The 16789-nt window shown below is 69.0% G+C and carries 15 protein-coding genes; all 15 read right to left on the bottom strand.

The window, feature by feature from the left end:
- Nucleotides 1-83: 83 nt before the first annotated feature.
- Nucleotides 84-4160 carry a hypothetical protein gene (locus VT85_RS08005; RefSeq protein ID WP_068413060.1) on the bottom strand — a complete coding sequence of 1359 codons (4077 nt, stop codon included), beginning with the start codon at nucleotides 4158-4160 and terminating at the stop codon, nucleotides 84-86.
- A gap of 118 nt (nucleotides 4161-4278) precedes the next feature.
- On the bottom strand, nucleotides 4279-5862 hold the full coding sequence (locus tag VT85_RS08000) for a fibronectin type III domain-containing protein (RefSeq protein ID WP_068413057.1): 1584 nt from the start codon (nucleotides 5860-5862) through the stop codon (nucleotides 4279-4281).
- Nucleotides 5863-5871: 9 nt separating this feature from the next.
- The gene (locus VT85_RS07995; protein WP_068413053.1) at nucleotides 5872-7404 is read right to left on the bottom strand and encodes a hypothetical protein; all 1533 of its coding nucleotides are present in this window, start codon (nucleotides 7402-7404) and stop codon (nucleotides 5872-5874) included.
- Between the two features lie 89 nt (nucleotides 7405-7493).
- The gene (locus tag VT85_RS07990; protein ID WP_068413048.1) at nucleotides 7494-7949 is read right to left on the bottom strand and encodes a hypothetical protein; all 456 of its coding nucleotides are present in this window, start codon (nucleotides 7947-7949) and stop codon (nucleotides 7494-7496) included.
- Between the two features lie 6 nt (nucleotides 7950-7955).
- Entirely contained in the window at nucleotides 7956-8636 is a 681-nt protein-coding gene (locus VT85_RS07985) for a hypothetical protein (RefSeq protein WP_068413043.1), read from the bottom strand.
- A 49-nt stretch (nucleotides 8637-8685) separates the two neighbouring features.
- Entirely contained in the window at nucleotides 8686-9054 is a 369-nt protein-coding gene (locus VT85_RS07980; protein ID WP_068413040.1) for a hypothetical protein, read from the bottom strand.
- Between the two features lie 111 nt (nucleotides 9055-9165).
- Entirely contained in the window at nucleotides 9166-10308 is a 1143-nt protein-coding gene (locus VT85_RS07975) for a DUF5309 family protein (protein WP_156512742.1), read from the bottom strand.
- Nucleotides 10309-10418: 110 nt separating this feature from the next.
- Entirely contained in the window at nucleotides 10419-11090 is a 672-nt protein-coding gene (locus tag VT85_RS07970; RefSeq protein WP_156512741.1) for a hypothetical protein, read from the bottom strand.
- A 61-nt stretch (nucleotides 11091-11151) separates the two neighbouring features.
- Nucleotides 11152-12765 (bottom strand): hypothetical protein, encoded by a 1614-nt coding sequence (locus VT85_RS07965; RefSeq protein WP_068413027.1) that lies wholly within the window; start codon nucleotides 12763-12765, stop codon nucleotides 11152-11154.
- 48 nt (nucleotides 12766-12813) lie between these two features.
- Nucleotides 12814-14313 carry a hypothetical protein gene (locus tag VT85_RS07960; protein WP_156512740.1) on the bottom strand — a complete coding sequence of 500 codons (1500 nt, stop codon included), beginning with the start codon at nucleotides 14311-14313 and terminating at the stop codon, nucleotides 12814-12816.
- A gap of 37 nt (nucleotides 14314-14350) precedes the next feature.
- Nucleotides 14351-14689: a hypothetical protein gene (locus tag VT85_RS07955; protein WP_068413022.1), complete on the bottom strand. Its 339-nt coding sequence runs from the start codon at nucleotides 14687-14689 to the stop codon at nucleotides 14351-14353.
- Between the two features lie 53 nt (nucleotides 14690-14742).
- Complete coding sequence (locus tag VT85_RS07950) at nucleotides 14743-15030, bottom strand: hypothetical protein (protein ID WP_156512739.1); 288 nt, start codon at nucleotides 15028-15030, stop codon at nucleotides 14743-14745.
- Nucleotides 15020-15379, bottom strand: coding sequence for a hypothetical protein (locus VT85_RS07945; protein ID WP_068413017.1), 360 nt, complete (start codon nucleotides 15377-15379; stop codon nucleotides 15020-15022). The genes VT85_RS07950 and VT85_RS07945 overlap by 11 nt, the downstream gene beginning before the upstream one ends.
- 62 nt (nucleotides 15380-15441) lie before the next feature.
- Complete coding sequence (locus VT85_RS07940) at nucleotides 15442-15657, bottom strand: hypothetical protein (RefSeq protein WP_068413012.1); 216 nt, start codon at nucleotides 15655-15657, stop codon at nucleotides 15442-15444.
- A gap of 201 nt (nucleotides 15658-15858) precedes the next feature.
- A complete protein-coding gene (locus tag VT85_RS07935) occupies nucleotides 15859-16758 on the bottom strand; it encodes a hypothetical protein (RefSeq protein WP_068413009.1) in 900 nt (299 codons plus the stop codon).
- Nucleotides 16759-16789: the final 31 nt, after the last annotated feature.

Raw genomic sequence — 16789 nt, 5'->3', positions numbered from 1 at the left:
TGGCTACGGATGCTGCAAGAAAGAAATCGGCTCGCTCGTGCATCCCTAATGCGGGATTTCGGCGGCCGGTCCGGCTGTGTCTTTCATCGATAGCCGCGAAAGGCGCGGCTGAAGGAGCCGAGCGGGACGATCCTCGAGGGCTTGCGCGAAACGCCCTGGCCCGGGAGGCCGGGATTGGGCCCCGGCCCCGTTTCCGGGTCGGTGCCCGGATCAGGGCCGGTGCCCGGGTCGGGATTGGTGCTGTTCGAGTGCAGGAAGAAGTCGCGGTTCTGGTCCATCCAGGCCTGGAGCCGGACCGAGTCGTTCGCGGCGTCGGGGCCGGTCGTGAGGTCGGCCGAGTTCGGCAGGCCCTTGCGGAACAAAGCTAATCGGTTGTCGCGACTCCCATTGCGACCGTCGCCGTAGCCGGGTTTCTGGCGGGGATGGTTGATCATCCCCCAGAGGTGGCCGACGTCCCCGCCCGCGACCAGGCCGTAGGCGTAGACCGCGTAGGCGTCGACCTTGCCGACCCGGCGGAAGATCGAGTAGACGTCGCGTTCGACGTGATACCACAAGGGGTTGTAGCGGAGGTCGCGGGATCGCTCCTTGCGGGCGACGACGTCGGCTCGCTGGGGGACGGCGAAGTCGAGCCCCCCCTCGTAATAGAGGTTGAGGAGCTTGCGGCCCGTGATCGCCTCGTGCTCGGCGATCGCCTTGACGTTGCGTTCGGCGGCGACTCGGTAGGAGAGAGTGTCGACGTTGAACTCGACGGCGGTCGCGAACAGGTCGCACGCCTGCTCGTCGTCGATGATGTTGACCGATCGGACGTAGGCGGCCGTCTCCGGTGCCGCAATGTAGGCCGCCATCGAGACGGCGTCGGGCTGGATCCCCAGCCGCCTGACCGCCGCGAGGATTCCGGCGGCCTGGCCTTGCTGCCAGGCGATGACCTGAAGGATCTCGCCGGCCCGGCCCTGTTCGCTGAAGACCTCCCGGAAGATCGCCGTCACCCGATCCTGGCGGAGCAGCCACCAGTCGACGGGGGTTGCGCCGGAGGGTGCCCGCATCAGCAGGTCGAAGGTGAGCCCCTTGCCCCAGAACGGGAAGACGGTGTTCCAGAATTCGTTCGCCAACTCCACGACGACCTTGCGGCCGGCGGGGAGGTTGTCTCGGACGGCCTTGGCGATCCGCCGGACCAGGGAGTCCGAGGCCAGGAACGGCACGTTGGCCCAGCACCAGCCGCCAGAGGTCAGCGAACTGAGCTTGCCGACCATCTCATAGGGGATCGAGGGCTTGGCGTAGACGTCGAATCTCAACCCGGTCCGGGCCGGGTCGTAGATCTGCTCGCCGGCGGCGAACTGGGCCGTCTCTTCGCCGCTTGCGAGTTCGCCGTGGATCAGGAACGACCGCCTCCCGGTGGGGAGGCAGATGCAGGCCCAGTACACGGTCGACTTCCAGACCCGGAGGCCGCCGGAGGCGTCCTGGAAGAGGGCCAGGTCCGACTTCGTCGCGCCCGCCGCTCCCGGAGCGTGGACCGCGCCGGCGGTTCTGGGGCTGACCGTCACCGTCCCGGCGGATTCGTCGGCCGACGCGATCGTCATCGTCTCGCCGCCGACGACCAGGGTCAGGCCCTTGGCGAGGTAGAACCAGTCGCCCGGTTCGGCGGGGGCCACGGCGAAGGTGACGGCCGTCGCGTCCACGCCGTTGGGGAGGGTCAGAGACCGCCTCGCCGTGATGTTGCAGTCAGGCAGGATTCGGAGCGAGTCCCGAGCCGGCGCGATCCCGAACCGGGGGGGCGTCGAGTTCTCGTCGAGGACCACCTCGTAGAATCGCCTTCCGGGCCGTACGTACTGAGACGGATCCGTGATCGGGATCCGCCAGCCGACCTGGATCGGTCCGGCGGGGTGGGCGGTCGCGGCCGTGTCGTCGATCCCCCGGACGACCTTGTACAGGCCGGGCCCGGCCTCGCCGACGACCCGCATCGCCTCGCCGCCGATGAACAGCCGCGAGCCGTAGCAGACCGGGGCGGCGTCGCCGTCGGGGATCGAGATCGTTTCGATCGACTCCGAATCCGCGGCGGCCAGCGGAGCTCCAAGGGTGGCTGTATAGAGTTCGGCCCCGGGGAACTCGCCGATGTGGGCGTAGACGTAGGGGCTTCGGACCGGGTCGAAGGGGCGGATTTTCTTGATCCGCAGGTCGTCCGCCCACCGCGGCGAGGCCCAGTGGGGGTCGTCGGCCTGCGTCACGTGCTCGGGCTCGGTGGCGTCTCGAGTCGTGGGCAGGGAGTCCATGCACCGCGTGATGCCGCTCCCGGACGAGAAGTTCCGCAGGAGGTCGACGTCGAGGTCGTCCCAGGCGACGTGGGCGACGGAGGCCGGGCCGGGGGCGACGGGCGGAGTCCAGTTGTCGGGGCCGAGGATCGACAGATTCGCATACTTGAGGTTGCCGGACGTGCTCTTCAGGGACATCGTGAGCACGACGTTGACGTTCGCGTAGCGGATCTCGACCGGGGACCCGGCGGCGTGAGAGGTGGGGGTCGTACCGTTCCAACCCCGTGTGCAGCCCACGACGGTGGACTTGTTCGTCCCCTGGGACCCGACCCGGATCTGTTCGCCGCCAAGGACGATGAAGCAGTCTCGCGTGGCCGCCGAATTCGCACGTGAGTCGACCATCGTGGTCATCGTCAGGGTCGTCGCCGAGGCGTCGACGTCCGAGGCGAGGACGTGCGTGTAAACTCGCCGACGCAACTCGAAGACCCGGACCTTGCCGACGCCGGCCGCTCCGTCGTTGCGATACTCGACCCGCTCGAAAAGGTCCAGGTTGTCGCTGGAAGTCGTCAGCGTGATCGTCACGGGGTCGGCGAGATTGAGATCATCCCAACGCACGGCGTAGAGACCCAGCGGAGCCGGCGGCCCCACGTTGTCGATCCCGTTGTGATTGAGCTGAACGATCGTGGCGTTCGTCGACCGGGCGTACGTCCCGTCCGGATTCGCGTCGCTGGGGCTCATCGGAGCGTTGTGCAGGGCGAGGTTCTTGGGCACCCGATAGATGTCGTAGTAGGTCATCGACGGCAGGGGGATGTTCACCCCGACGCGGAGCTGCTCGGCTTCCGGCCAGGCCGCCATCGACGACGGCCTCCCGGCTCGGTTGTGGACGACACGGTCGACCATCGTCGGGACGAGGCCGGACTCGGAGACCGCCCAACCCTTCGGAGCCGAGATCGTGACCGCGTCGATCCCCGGCCGGATCACGACCCCCGCCGGCAGCGGGAAGAGCATGGCGGTGCACTCGTCGGACTGGTAAGCCCCCTCGGCGACGGTCGGCAGTACGATCGGCGGGCCGCCGTTGATCCGGATCGTGGGGGGGGTCTGGAGCCCGTCCGGGGGCATCAAGGCCCCCTCGCCGGTGACTGCGTTGGTCAAGGAGACGCAGATGGTCTTGCCGCTCGATCTGACGAACGTCTGGTCGACCTGGACGGCCCGGATGAACGCCATCCGCGGGGAATACGCCACCGAGGAACCGTCCGTCGCGAGGGTCGGATCGCCGAAGCTGAGCGCCGGGACCCCCGGCGTGGTGATCCCCGGGCTCCCGGCGGTCACCGGCTGGCCGGGATCGCCGTCGAACGTCCAGAACGCCCGCGAGACTCCGGGCCCGTCCCCGATCGTCGTCGCGACCTCGGGGTGGTCCTGGATCGCGTCCAGATCCTCGTCGGAGAAGGCGTGGCCCTTCAGGAACAGCAGGTCCTGGACCGTGAACGCGACGGGGAAGCTCGTCACGCTGGGGTTGCCGACCCCGAACCCCACGTTCGCGAAGTCGATCGGCAGGCTCGACGTGGTCGCGTACGGGTACTTGATCCCGTTGACCGCCATGAACTGCCGCGTCGGATCATCCTTGTCGTAGACCATCGCGAAGTGGGCCACGTGTCCGGCCGCGAACTTGGGTTTTTGGGCCGTCAAGATCGAACCCGTCGGACTGACGAGCCCATACATTTTGATCTGCTGGGTGTTTGGGCTCCCGCCGTTGGCCTGAATCGACCACTTGCCCCGGGTGAGCGGGGTGTGGAACATCCCGAACGCCGTGACCTCGTCCATCCGCAGGAACACGGAGACGCTGAATTTGCCGACCCCCAGGTCCGATGACTTGGGGGTGGCGAGATAGCCCGACTTGTAGATGGTGATCGCCAAGGCTGGGGTCCTGATGATGGGCCGAGGGGATGATTCGGCGCTCGCTCTGCGTATGACCGCGCGAAGGCGGACCGGCGGAACGACCGTCGTCGGCGTCGAGGCGATGGGGGAAACCGGGTCAGGCCACGCTCGCCGAGGTGGCGGCGGAGAGCGAATCGACCTGGGTCGGCGGGGCGGAGTCGGCCGTAAAATAGTATGAACGCGTGTTTGATTCTTCGCCCGTCGCGTTCGCCGCGCGAACGACGACCGCGTAGGTCGCGGCGTCGGTCAGCCCGCCGACCTCGACGCCGAACGAGTCGCCCCGGGCCGAGGCCGCCGTCGCGACGATCGTCGGCGCGGCGTAGGACGCGATCTCGTCAGGCTGAACGTAGACGTTGAAGTGCGAGGCGCGTCGCGAGGCCGGCGTCCCGGCGACGGTCCACTCGATTCGCGCCCGGCCCCCGGGGCGAGGGAAGACGCGGAGGCCGATCGGCGCGGGGGGGACCCGGGTCGCGTCGCGCCCTTCGTCGTCGAGGATCAGGGCGACCGAGGCGTCGAGGTTCTCGTCCACAAGCCCAGTCTCGGCGTCGTAGGCCCGCACGGCGAACCGGAAGGACGAACCCGGCGGCAGCGGCCCGCTCGTCCACGTCGGCTCCCAAACCAGGGCGACCGGCGCGTCGTAGTCGACCGGCCCGCCCATTCCATCGTTGATGTAGATGTGATAGCCCATGTAGGGCGATAGCGAGACGCCCCCCACGGCCAGGCCGCCCGTCGCTTCCACGAGGATCGACCGCGAGCCCGTCGCGGCGCCGCCGACCGTCGCACCGCCGACCGCCGTGAAGGCGATCTCGATGAAGCCCCCGGCCCTCCCGCCGAACGTCGCCCCGGCCATCGCCGAGGCCGTCGCGCCGAGCCGATGGGGCGAGACGCCCGCCGCGGCCAGCCCGCCGGCCGAGACCGCCGAGCCCGCCACGCGATTCGGGCCAATCCCGCCGATCGACCACCCTCCCGACGGAACGAACGCCACGTCGCGTCGAGCTTCGGCGGCGCCGCCGAAGCTCCCCGTCGCGGTCGCGGCTTCGTGGTACGTCGCCCCGACCCTCACGATCGCAAGGCCGCCGAAGGCCAGGCCCCCCTCACCCGTCAGCGAGATCGCGACGCCGTCGAGGCGAGCGGCCGACGGCAGGCCCAGCATCCCTCGATAGACGTGGCCGAAGCCGCCCGAATGGGGGCCGAGGGAGTTCGAGACCGGGCGGCCGCGATACCAGTACGCGAACGACCGGGCCCGCAGCGCCGGGTCGAGCAGGACGCCCGATCCGCCGGCCGTCCATCCTCCCGAGGTGACGACGACGCAACCGACGGCCGCGCCGACGGACCCGCCCCACGACGCGCCGCCCGAGGCGGCGACGATCTGGTCGAGATTCGCGGACGAGGCCGCGCCCAATCCCAGGCCCCCCTCCCCCTCCCTCGTCGTTGAGAGCGTCGACGTCGAGGCCCCGCCCAGACCGAGGCTCGCGGAAGCCGTCGCCGACCACGCGAGGCCGAACGCGGCCGAGCCTCCCGCCGCGAGCCCTCCCGCCGCCCCCTCGTCGAATGTCGAGGCGGTGCGAAAGGCCGGGGTCGTCAGCGAGCCCCGGAGCCCCCGAAAGGAGGAAGTCGAGGACCCGGCGGCCGCCGCGAACGACGAGCCGCGATACCAGTGCTCGAAAGATCGTTGCGGCATGACGACCCGTCAGGAAAGGGTGATCGAATCGAAGTAAGCGGTCCCCGTCGCGGCCTCCGGTCGCGAGACCATGCGAAGCATCACGACCCCCGCGCGGCTTGGCGTGAACGCGGCGAAGGTGAGCGTCTCATAGGCGTTCGGCGTCGAGCCCGACCCCCCGGTCGAGGTCGCGGTGACGACCTGATCGGCGACGAGGCCGATCTCCGGGTTGGCCAGAAGGATCGCCCGCGGCTTGCGCGAATCGCCGTGAGCGCCGTCCCAGCGGACCTTGACCCGGACCACGGTGGCCGTCGGGTCGACCAGGATCGGTCGATCAAGCGAGCCGGGGCCTCGAAGCGCCAGGCAGCCCGGCGAGCCGAGGTCGGCGTTGATCGAGTCGAGTTCGCCGGCGTCGTGCCGCTCCAGGCAGCCGGCGGCGGCGTTCAGCGAGCCGAAGCCTTCCGGCCTCGCCCGGTTCAGGAGGTCGGCGGTCGGGAAACCCGCGGCGGCCGGAACGATCCCCCCCAACGGCGACCCGGCGGTCGGCTCGCCGAACGGTCGGAGCGGGACGCCGACCAGGCGGCCGTCGCCCAGGTCGACCGCCGGGCGGGCCGTCGTATTGGAGTTGGCCCCGACTGCGATGGTCGTCCGGGGCGTGCTGCAATGGAAGACGTTCCAGTCCTCGACGGCCTGTGAGACCGCTCCGATCTGGATCCCGTTGGCGCAGCGGACGAAAAAACAGCCGACTACCTGACAGGGGTTCGCCAGGGGGATCGTCACCCCTTCGTAGACCACGACCCCGGCCGTGAACCCGAGGAACGTGCAGGAGCGGATCGTCAGACCTCGGCCCAGAAAACCGAGGCCGGTGGCCGCAATCCGGTCGAGCTTGACGGCGCGGTTGGCAGCGGCCCCCGAACCGAAGAATCGGCAGTTGCGGACCGTCGTGCCCAGGTCGTACTCCGCGGCCGTCTCGGCCGTCGAGATCCGGACGCCCATCGCCCCGTACTGGGCTCCCGAGTGCAAGTCGCACCGGTCGACCGTCAGGTTGAGCCCGGCACCGGCCGTGGCGGCGTAGATCGTCGCCAACGAGGCCTGGTGGCCGGCCAGGATGCAGTCGGTCACGGCCCAGTCGGTCCCGGTCGTGATGTGGAGGCAGGATCCGTTTGCACCCGTGGACCCGCCGTGCATCTTGATCCGCCGCACCGCGACGAAAGACCTTGAGGAACCGTTCAGGCAGGGCGAGGAGATCGCCGTCGCGTCGTCGGTCCAGGCCGACCAGTCGACGATCCCGGTCCTGGGGTTCGTCCAGCCTCCCGCGAGGTACCCGGCCCCGTCGCAGTCGCCGACGATCTCCAGAGGTGCGACGGCCGAAGGCGAGAGCCCCAGCGTCACGGCCTCGTAATAGGTGCCGGGCTCGATGTAGAGGCGGGTCGACCCCGAGCTGGGGAGCGTGATCGCCGGGGACGCACCGATCGCCTTGCCGATCGTCTTCCACGGGTTCGCGGCCGTGCCCGTGCCGGTCGCGTCCGATCCCCTCTTCGTGGAGACGTAATAGTTCGCCATGAGAAGCCCTTTTCAAGAGTGGATGCGATCGCGACGAGCGGGGCGGGCGCGGGCGACGGACGGCTGAGAAGCCGCCCGCCGCGTCGCGCTCAGGCGACCTCGAAGACCGGGGTGATCGACAGCGTGTCACCCGGCTGGAGGGTCCGGGGCGAGGCGAACTGCTCGGCCAGGATGAGCTTTCCGCTGGTGGCGCCGACGAGGAAATAGCCGTGGACCACGTCGCCGACCGCCCCCACCGTCCAGCTCTGCGGCGAGTCGCCGTACTTCGCGTGGGCCACCTGGGAACGGGCCGACCAGGCCGGCGAGCCCGAGGGAGCCTGGAGCACGGGCGGGTTCCAGGTCGTCGCCGAGACCGACCGCGTCAGCGTCTTCCGCGCGTAGGTGGTGAAGGCCGCCTCGTGCGCTGAGTAAGTCGCGGCGGTGTCGGTCTCCGCGGGCGTGATCGCCATGTTGTACAGGCCGAGCTGCCAGTCTTCGGCCGGGCCGCCGCCCAGGAGTTCGGTCAGAAGCCGAGCGTCGCCCTCGCGGGAAACCAGGAAAGGCATGTGTGTTCACCTCACGATTCGGGTGGAAAAATACGAAGACGACGAACGGTCGGACGGCCCCGAGCCCCAGCGCAGCTCCAGTCGGGCCAAGGCCTCGGAGTGCTCGGTCCTGGCGTGCTGGAGCTTTAGCGCGAAGTCCCCCTCCCCCCCCCGCGTCTCGGCCGCGTACCGCTGGACCAGAACGCCCAGAACGCACGCCTGGCGCAGCTCGCGGAGGTCGCGGAGGTCGGCCGGGGTCCGGCCGGGGAGGAGTGGGTCGATGTTGAACCGACGGTTGAGCTCAAAGCTCGCCTCGTCGATCTGAGGGTCGAGTGTCGCGACCAGGAATTCGACGCCGGTCAACCCCGAGGCGGGTGCCGGCGGGGCCCCGAGCCCCTCTGCCGAGCCGATCCGACGGAGGGTCAGCGACCCCCCCGCCGCCCTCGCCACGGCGAACAGCTCGCCTGTCCCTTTAAAGGCCGTCGCGGGCTTGCGAAGCTGCACGACGTGGCCGTCGCGGACGCCGGCCGCCGAGAAGTCGACCGACCCCGAGACGAGCGTCCAGGGAGACCCCGGCGCGAACGCGCCGTCGGTCCCCTGGGCCGCCTTCTGCCACGCCGGCGCCAGGACGGCGAAATCGCCGGTCGCGCGGACGGCCACGTCCTCGTCGCTGGCGTAGAGGGTCGAGAGTCGGTCTGCCTGGCTCATGGCGGGCTCGCTGAGGGATGTGCTGATGAGATCGGACTCGAATGGAGCTTCAAACCCGCTTGCGCCGCGACGACGCGGCCCGTTGCGGCTCCGGTTGGAGGGAAGTTGAGGCGGCCAGGTCTGACGCCGGGGCCGAAGCGCCTTCCGGTTCGCCCTCCACCGCCTCGATCGTCTCGCGGACGGCCAGGTCGATCCCCTCGACCGCCGCGGCCAGGGCGTCGCGGACCCCCCGGACGTGCGCCAGCAGCTCGCGCCGGCTCTCTGCGTCGAGCGCCGGGAGCTGCCCCAGGGCGTCCTGGACCTGCTTGGAATGCCAGAGGCTCCGGCCTTGGCCGAGATGCGGGAGGTCCCGGCCCTCGGCCGCACGCGCGATGTAGGGCCACAGGCCGGGGAACGTGAAGATTGGGCGTGTGTTCATAGCGACTCGCGTCGATGGGCGGGAGGGGCCGCCCGGGGCCGGCGCAAGGCCGGCGTCCCGGACGGCCCCCGAGGGGGCGGGGGTCGACGATCGGCGGGGTTCGCAGGGAGATCAGGCGGCCGAGAAGGCGGTGATCCCGGAGACCCAGGCGTGATGGGCCTCATTGTCCACCTCGACGGCGCCTTCCATGATGATGTCGCCCTCGAAGGCGTCGCCCCGCGAGCCGCGCGGCTTGTCGATCATCGACCGCTTGAGCCGGATGCGGGATTCCTGGGCCGACAGGCAGACCGCCGTGCCGGGACGGAGCAGGGGTGCCGGAACGATCGAGATGCCGGAGAGGAACGGAGCCTCGAAGAGGTCGATCGGGGTCCCGAAAACGTTGCTCCCAGCGTTCACCCGCATCGCGGCGTGACCCCAAACGGCGAACGCCGAGAGGAAGTCCGTGCTCACCAGCAGCAGGCTCGGGTTGCCGCCGCCGTTGAAACACGCCTGGATCGTGTCGCGGATCAGGTCGGAGGGCTTGTAGGCGGCGGCGTTGGTGGGCGCGGTCACCTTGTTGGTCGACAGGATCGACTGGATGCCCTTCATGAGCGGGCGACTCGTCGGCGATGTCAGGCCCACGCCCTTGCCGTAGTAGACGGCCGACTCGAAGTCGTCCATCACGTGCTGCATGGCCAGCATCCGGTCGCGGTCGAGCGGGGTGGCGAAGGCCGAGCCGTAGCCCGAGTCCGCCTGCAAGGCCCCACCCACCTGATAGGCGTGCTGCACGGTCTGGCAGTACTGGGTGGTCGCCTGGGGGATGCGGCTGAGGCCCGAGACGTTGGTCTCGGCGCCGGTCCTCGTGTTGCTGACGAGGAAGATCGGCTGCGCGTCGGCGTGGCCGGCGGCCGTGGTCCCGGCATAGCCGCGGGCAACCGTCAGGGTGTTGCTCGCCGCGTCGACGGCCGTCACCAGCAGGTACTCCTGCTCGATCTGGACGACGTCACCCGAGTCGAAGACCGAGGCGTCGGCGGCGACCAGGCTGGTCGCACCGGCCGACAGCGCCGCGCCGTTGTTCAGGGCGATCGAACGCGGCCGGTAGTTGTCGTTGACGATCAAGAAGTGGGGCGAGCCGACCGGCAGCTTGGGCAGACGAGAGGTCAGCGGCGTCCGGTTGACGAACCAGTTGATCGCCACGCCGAACACGTCGTTCGGAAGGACGCCGGCGTTCATGGCGGAGAATTGGGTCAGCGGGCCGTTCTCATACAAAGGCATTTAGGTCGACTCCGATTGAGATCCGATGGGATGGAGCGACGGCCGACGTGGCCCGGCGCTCGAGGGGCATGGGGCGGTTCGAGGCAAGGCCGGACTCGGCCCGTTTCGATTCAGGCCAACGGGTGCAGGCCGAACGACTGGTACTGGTTCTGCCGGTCTTTCCACTGGTTCACGATCGCCTCCAGCGATCCCGGCTGCGCGCCCCTTGGTGCGACGTAGGGACGGCTGGCGTCGCCGCCGGCCCCACCCCGCGAGGTCGGGGCGAAGAAGATCGCGAACTGGGGCGATTCGAGCCGCTCGCGAAGCGCTTCGGAGGCCGGACGGCCGCTCGCCCTCTCTCGCACCGTCAGGGCGCCGGAGGCCTCGCGGACCGTCTCGAACTCATCCTGCAAGAGCCTGCGGACCATCGCGGCGGCGGCCGAACGCTGCTCGGCCGTCTCCCCCACGAAGGCCCTTCCCTGGCAGGCCTCGGTGATCGCCGCCGCCTTCCGCTCGCCGAACACCTGCTGCTCCAGCAGCGTGTAACGCGAGACGGCCTCGGCGTGCTTCTGCTCCCAGGACTTGCGCTGCTGGTCCAGGGCCTCCTCGATCTGGCCCTTCTCGGCCAGGGCCCGCAGCCGCTCCTTCTCCTTCATCTCCAGCGCCGCGTCTTGCAGCCGCTGGTACTCCTTCAACTGCGACTCCATCGCCCGCAGGCGCTGGTGCTCCTCGGCCGTCGGCGGCGGCGCGGAATCGGCCGCGCCGGGGCCGGACTTCAGGTCGACGTTCATATGCTCGCTCACAGGTGGACCTCGCTCGAAGACGGGATGGGCCGACGTCGCGGGGTGCGGTGCGAGGGGCCCCTCAGGGCTCAGCCCGGCCCCCCGCGACGTCGATATCCAGGTATGCGTCGATCTCGGCGTCGAACACGCGGTAATCGCCGTCGTCCAGGCCCGGCAACATCACCCGGACGAGCTTGCCGAGCATCTCGCTCTCGGTCAGCGGCGCGTTACCGGCCGCCGCCAGGATCGACTGGAACTGGCCCATCGTCCGGGCCAGCTCCTCGCCGGTGAACAAATCGAACGACGTAGGGTATTGGATGCGAACCGCCTCGCGGTCCTCGGCCGAGGCCGCTCCACCCCCCATCACGACGAGCGCCAACTCGGCGAGCCGACGCTCGGCCTGGCCGAGCGTCGACGCGACCTTGCTCAGCAGGTCGTTCCCCGCCGCTTGGTCGATCCGCTTTGATACGCCGCTCTGGCCGACCGTCGAGCCGCCCGTCCCGGCGACACCCGCCGGCTTCAGCAAGAGCGCGGCGCGGTCGGCCGCGTCGCGGAGGTCGGCCTTGTTCAGCCGCAGCGAATCGGCCCCCTCCTTCGGGAACTGGACGACGTCGAAGCCCTCATAGGTCGCGGCCCCCCCCTGCGAGTTCTTCTTCTTGGGGAGGAGCCAGTTAGGCCCGATGGGGACGGCCCCGTCGGCCTTGACGTAGTCTTCCGGACCTTGCAAAAGCGGGTGGGCCTGGGTCGTATCGCTGAGGATCAGCTCACTGTCGCGGTTGTAGTATTCACGCTGGATCTCAGCGATGGATTCATATCTTGGTAGGCCGATGTTGCGGCAGCGGGGCCGCCGGCGGTCGAACACGCGGACGATCGGCACCATGCCGTAGCCGTGCTCGACCGGACCTTTGACGACCTCTCCCTTCTCGTCGAACAGCGTCCAGGTCCGGTCGTCCCAGTGGCGCCAGAAGGAGCGGCCCTCGTCCTGGACCTCACGGACCAGGCATTCGAGATAGCGGCCCGCGCGATCGAGCCGCCACCAGACCATGTTCTCGGGGAGGATGTAAGAGGCCACGCACGAGTCGAGCCCAAGCCGGATCTCGTCGGCCCGCGTGCGGACCGACTCGTCGTCGGGCGCCGCCGGGCGGTCGACGATCAGGTCGAGATGGCCCAGAACGAGCAGCAGCGGCGCGACCGAGCCGGACATGAAGTCGTCGATCGATGAGCCCCGTCCGTCGACGTCGCGCCACCAACCCGCCAGCCGTTCCGGCCCCCCCCGCTTGACCTCGCGGCTGTAGATGCGAGCCAGGTGAGCCTCCACGGCCTCGGACACGAACGTCGGCACGGGCGTACGCGCCCGCCGCAACTCGTAATCGTCGTCGGTCGCCTGATGGGCCGGGTCAGTGCCGATGGGCCTCCCGTTCGCGGAATAGGCCCCGGCTTCCAGAGCCGAGGGATATTCCCGCTTGTGTCGGACGAGGTTGCGAACGGGCATCCCCTGGGGATCGTAGCCGTAGACGGCCGTCCGGTAGGCCTCGCCCCCTTCCCAGGAGTCGAGCAGCCAGCGCCAGCGTAGCTGATGGGCCTGCCATTCGGGGTGAGGCCGGTCGATCCGGCGACCGTCCGGCAGGGCGAGGCGCGGCAGGCCGGCGGACGTCATCGGGAAGACCGACCCGCCGATCGTGTTCGATGTGAGCATGGCGTTGGTGTCTTCTACTCGTATGAAGGATGGTTCAACCGAGGACGCTCAGAACACGCGGCCGGCCTTTGCCCGGCGGAGTGGGGGCTCCGCGGGCGACGCCCCCTCAGGCAGGGCCACGCTGAGCCCTCCCCGGAGCGCGTCGATCAGGTCCTCCCACGGGTGCTGCGGGTCGGCCGGGTAGTCCATCCACTGGCCTGAGCGACGCGCTCGGGCGTAACTTTGGAAGGCCGTGATCAGCCGAGAGCAGCGTGGGTGGATCGCCAGTCGGGTCGATCCGTCGGCTGATCGCACCAGGCTCTCAATTAGGTTGAGTCCCTCCAGCACGCAGCCGGGATACTTGGGCCAGGGCTGCAGGCCCGTCTCGCCGACCAAACCGCATCTCTGATATTCCGAGACGACCGTCGGCCCGACCGGGTTCCGAGCCCCTCCCGCCGAGTCGGTCGAGACGTGGCGGATCGTCGACCCACACATCCGGTCGAGCAACGCGACGATCTCCAGGGCGCAGATCTCGGCCGAACGCCCTTCGGCCAGGTAGTCCGCGAAGACGTGGATCCGGGCCGGTTCGGGAGTAGGCGCCCAGGCCCATCCCGGCCGCACCTGGAAGAAGACCGCGCCGGTGAAGACGCCCGAGTCGATCGCGACGTGAACAGGGAGCGAGGGGTCGAAATCCGCGTCTTCGCGGACGTTTTCGGCCGCGTCGAACTCCTTGAACCAGATGCCGTCGGTCTTCGGGCCTCGGCAGAGATAGTCGCTCGCGAAGACCCGAGGTGAGACCCCTCGGACCTTCTGGATCAACGCGTCGATCCCGTAATGTCCGTCGCTCCGCTTGGCCTTGGGGCGCCCCTTCGGATCCGCGTCGCGGTCCTCGTGGCACCACGGCATGAGAGGGCACTGGGGGCATTTCTCAAGTCTTCGGCCGCTCCGCTCGGTCGGGCAACGTTCAAGGACTTCAAAGATGCAGTAAGTGTGGATCGGGAACGCGCCGGCGTTCGCCTGTTCGACGAGCGCGGCCATCGGTCCGGCCGGGCGGTGCCAGGTCGAGGTCATCAACACGCTCGCTTTGACCCCCCGGAGGTCCATAGCCATACCCAAGGCCGACTCGCGGATCTCAGGGTCGATCTCGTCGACCTCGTCGAGTTTGAGACTGGCGACGTGCGGGCCGCGGACGCTGGTGGGGCTGGCGGCGAGGATCGCCACCCGCGACCCGTTGACGTAGGTCGCCTCGGTCTTCAGCAGCCGCTTCACCGAGTCACGATCGCCGCCGAAGACTCCCACGCCCTCGACCACCGTCGCCTGGAGGGCGCGATAGATCTGCTCGGATTGGGCCCGCGAACCACCGAGAACATGAGTTTCATGCCGGGGGTGGAAACGGCTGGCCAGATGGGTGTCCAGCGCCGAGAGGAACGATTTGCCGCTTCCACGCGGGCCGTGCCAGAGGGCGAGCGAGGGCCGGTCGAGGACCTGGGCGGCGAACATCTCGAACGGGGCAGAGTGCCCGCGGCAGACGGCCTTCGCCGGCATGCGGACGCCGGCAAAGCCGCGCACCCAGTCGCGGAGCTCGGCTCGCGTCTTGGGCCGGCGTTCACGTACGGATCTGATCAGATGAACGAGCTTTGACGGGTTCACGGACGGCCTCCAACACTCTGCGGGCGGTCTCGTCGTCGATCGCCGGCCCTGTCGCCTCGATCGAGGACGGCGCCGTACCCACGCGGCGGGAGAGCACGTTCCACGCGCGGAGATCCCCGCCGACGGCCGCTGCGATCAGGGCGTCGATCGCGCGTTCGGCCCAGGTCCGGGCGGGGTCGTCGCTGGTCTCCTTCAGCCGCTCGCGGAGCCGATGGTCCAGGCCCGCTTCGTCGCCGGCCTCGGCCTCGCTCTGGTCCGACGCTCCGACGGCCCTCGTCACGACTCCGTCACCCATGATCGAAGTGTCTCATGAAGAATTGGGATTTGAGGCGATGAGCATCGGCCTCTTCAGGGGTCTTGGGGAAGCCGAGACAGGATCTGCTCCAGCTTCTCAAGCATCTCGCCGTGCAGGCGAAGCTCGGCGTTCCGAAGTTCTCGGTCGCGTTCCAGCCTGGTCGCGAACGAGCCGGGCTCGACCCCGGTCCGATCGGCGGCCGGGCCGAACCGTCGGCGAGATTGAGACAGGGCCAGGACCACGGCCGCCGTGAGGCAGACCGTCGCGATAAGGGTTGGTAGCCGGCTCCACCGGCTCGTCGTCCAGACTCCAAATGATCCGAAGACATGCTTAAGAGTCATTGCGTGGGTCCGCGAAGGGTCTGATTTCGGGGGCGGGGGGAAGCGTGTCGTCCCTGTCGTGGGCGGACTTGATCCAGCCCAGAACGGCCTCGACCACCTCGGCCGCGTGGTCGGCCCGCGCCCGGAGACGAAGCGTCGCCAGTTCGTGCTCTCGCTGCTTCTGCCGGTCTTGCCAGAAGTCCTTCGTAAAGGCCGAGAGGGCGGCGATCAGGCCGGCCCCCCCTAGCAGGAACGAGCCGGCCCCGACCGCCGGATCCGTGGAGACGGTATCCGCGACCAGGGCCGTGCCCGTGGCCAGAAGTCCCCCCGCATAGGCAAGGTTCAGAGAGACGTCCGGGAAGTAACTCATGACGGAGACCTATCCTTGTTCGGGGAGTTGCGCCGGAGGATGCAGCCCTCCGGTCGGGACGCTCAGGGGCGATCGGCCTTCGCGACGGACGCCGCATGAAGGCCGACGGCGCTGGCGCCGCTGAAGAGGACCAGCATCGCCTGGAAGATAGTCTCCAGGCCCTGGTCGTAGTTCTTCGAGAGGATCATCCCGATCCCGGAAACGACTGCGGCGGCCACCGCCGCATAGGTCTTGTAATTGCGCAAGAGTTTGAGGAAAAGAACAAACGACGTGTTCATGGCTCGTCGGCCTTTCGTACCGGTCAGTAGGGGGGGAGCAAATCCCAGACGGATTCGGAGGCGACCAACAAGACGGCGGTGACGATCAGGATCGCCAGCAGGATGCAGTCCTCGAAGCCGATCGCCGCCGCCCGAGCCCTGACGCTGGCCGGTGGCGGATGCGGGGGATCGTGTCGGAATCGCGGCCGTCGGTCGCGGCGGTCAAGCGGCCCGATGGTAGCTCCAGTGCTCCGGGAGCGTTCGCGACGCGAACTCGGGAGCCTTTGCCAGCGCCCAGGAATCCCCTTGCGAAAGGATCGTCTCGACGGTGGTTCGGTCGGCCCAGAAGCTGTATGCGGGCTGGTCCAGCGTCAGCGGCCCGGTCGGCTGGCCGGGCCCCCAGCTTTGGAGAATGCACGCGCCGGGGCGGTCGAACCGGACCCCGCCGATGAGCATGCAGTGGCCCCACGAACCCTGTGCGGCGCAGAAGCCGTCGCGGTCGCGGGTCGTCGTGAAGCCCTGGTTCGAGCAGATGGAGACGGGGTAGCCGTTCCGCATGGCGGCTACCAGCTCGGCCCAGGTCGCGACCCGGGCGGCCGATCCAAGCCGCAGCGTCGCGGCCTTTTCCTTCAGTTCAGCCGGGGCACCGTAATAGCCCCACGACTTGGCCCGTTCGCCGCTATAGACGCCGTCCGGTCCCAGCATCTCGCGGCTGACAACGCCGATCGTGGACATTGCGGAGACCGCCGCCGAGCCGTACGACCCGTCGCGGTGGCTCAGGATCCCGGCCACTTCGCGAGAGGCTGCATAGATGAACTCGGTCGACGATTCGCGGTATTCCGAAAGCTCGCCCAGAGCGATCTCGATGCACTGGAGCATGTCGAGGCCGTGTCCGTGTCCGAATCCCACGCAATCGCCGATCTGCTGCGCGGGATACGCCGGGTAGGCGCCCAAGACGTCCCGGAACGACTTGTAGAGGAGGATCGGGGAACCGCCAGGCTCGTCCTCGAGCAGTTGGGGCGCGGCCGACGAAAACATCGGACGCCAGGCGGCGAAGCTCCGCTGGACCTCGTCGGCTCCCAGCCAGCCGTCGACGGCGTGAAGATGCGTCGAATCACTCATGGGATTTCTCGCGTGAGAGGTGGGACCGGAG

This window comes from Planctomyces sp. SH-PL62 (genome assembly GCF_001610895.1).
GTDB lineage: Bacteria > Planctomycetota > Planctomycetia > Isosphaerales > Isosphaeraceae > Paludisphaera.
Note: the sequence above shows the minus strand (reverse complement) of the source record. Positions and strands in the feature narration are given on the sequence as shown.

Coding starts and splice junctions, on each gene's coding strand:
- VT85_RS07935 (WP_068413009.1), bottom strand. CDS start 16,758: ATGAGTGATTCGACGCATCTTCACGCCGTCGACGGCTGGCTGGGAGCC.
- VT85_RS07990 (WP_068413048.1), bottom strand. CDS start 7,949: ATGCCTTTCCTGGTTTCCCGCGAGGGCGACGCTCGGCTTCTGACCGAA.
- VT85_RS07975 (WP_156512742.1), bottom strand. CDS start 10,308: ATGCCTTTGTATGAGAACGGCCCGCTGACCCAATTCTCCGCCATGAAC.
- VT85_RS07980 (WP_068413040.1), bottom strand. CDS start 9,054: ATGAACACACGCCCAATCTTCACGTTCCCCGGCCTGTGGCCCTACATC.
- VT85_RS07950 (WP_156512739.1), bottom strand. CDS start 15,030: ATGACTCTTAAGCATGTCTTCGGATCATTTGGAGTCTGGACGACGAGC.
- VT85_RS07940 (WP_068413012.1), bottom strand. CDS start 15,657: ATGAACACGTCGTTTGTTCTTTTCCTCAAACTCTTGCGCAATTACAAG.
- VT85_RS07995 (WP_068413053.1), bottom strand. CDS start 7,404: ATGGCGAACTATTACGTCTCCACGAAGAGGGGATCGGACGCGACCGGC.
- VT85_RS07985 (WP_068413043.1), bottom strand. CDS start 8,636: ATGAGCCAGGCAGACCGACTCTCGACCCTCTACGCCAGCGACGAGGAC.
- VT85_RS07955 (WP_068413022.1), bottom strand. CDS start 14,689: ATGGGTGACGGAGTCGTGACGAGGGCCGTCGGAGCGTCGGACCAGAGC.
- VT85_RS07965 (WP_068413027.1), bottom strand. CDS start 12,765: ATGCTCACATCGAACACGATCGGCGGGTCGGTCTTCCCGATGACGTCC.
- VT85_RS08000 (WP_068413057.1), bottom strand. CDS start 5,862: ATGCCGCAACGATCTTTCGAGCACTGGTATCGCGGCTCGTCGTTCGCG.
- VT85_RS07945 (WP_068413017.1), bottom strand. CDS start 15,379: ATGAGTTACTTCCCGGACGTCTCTCTGAACCTTGCCTATGCGGGGGGA.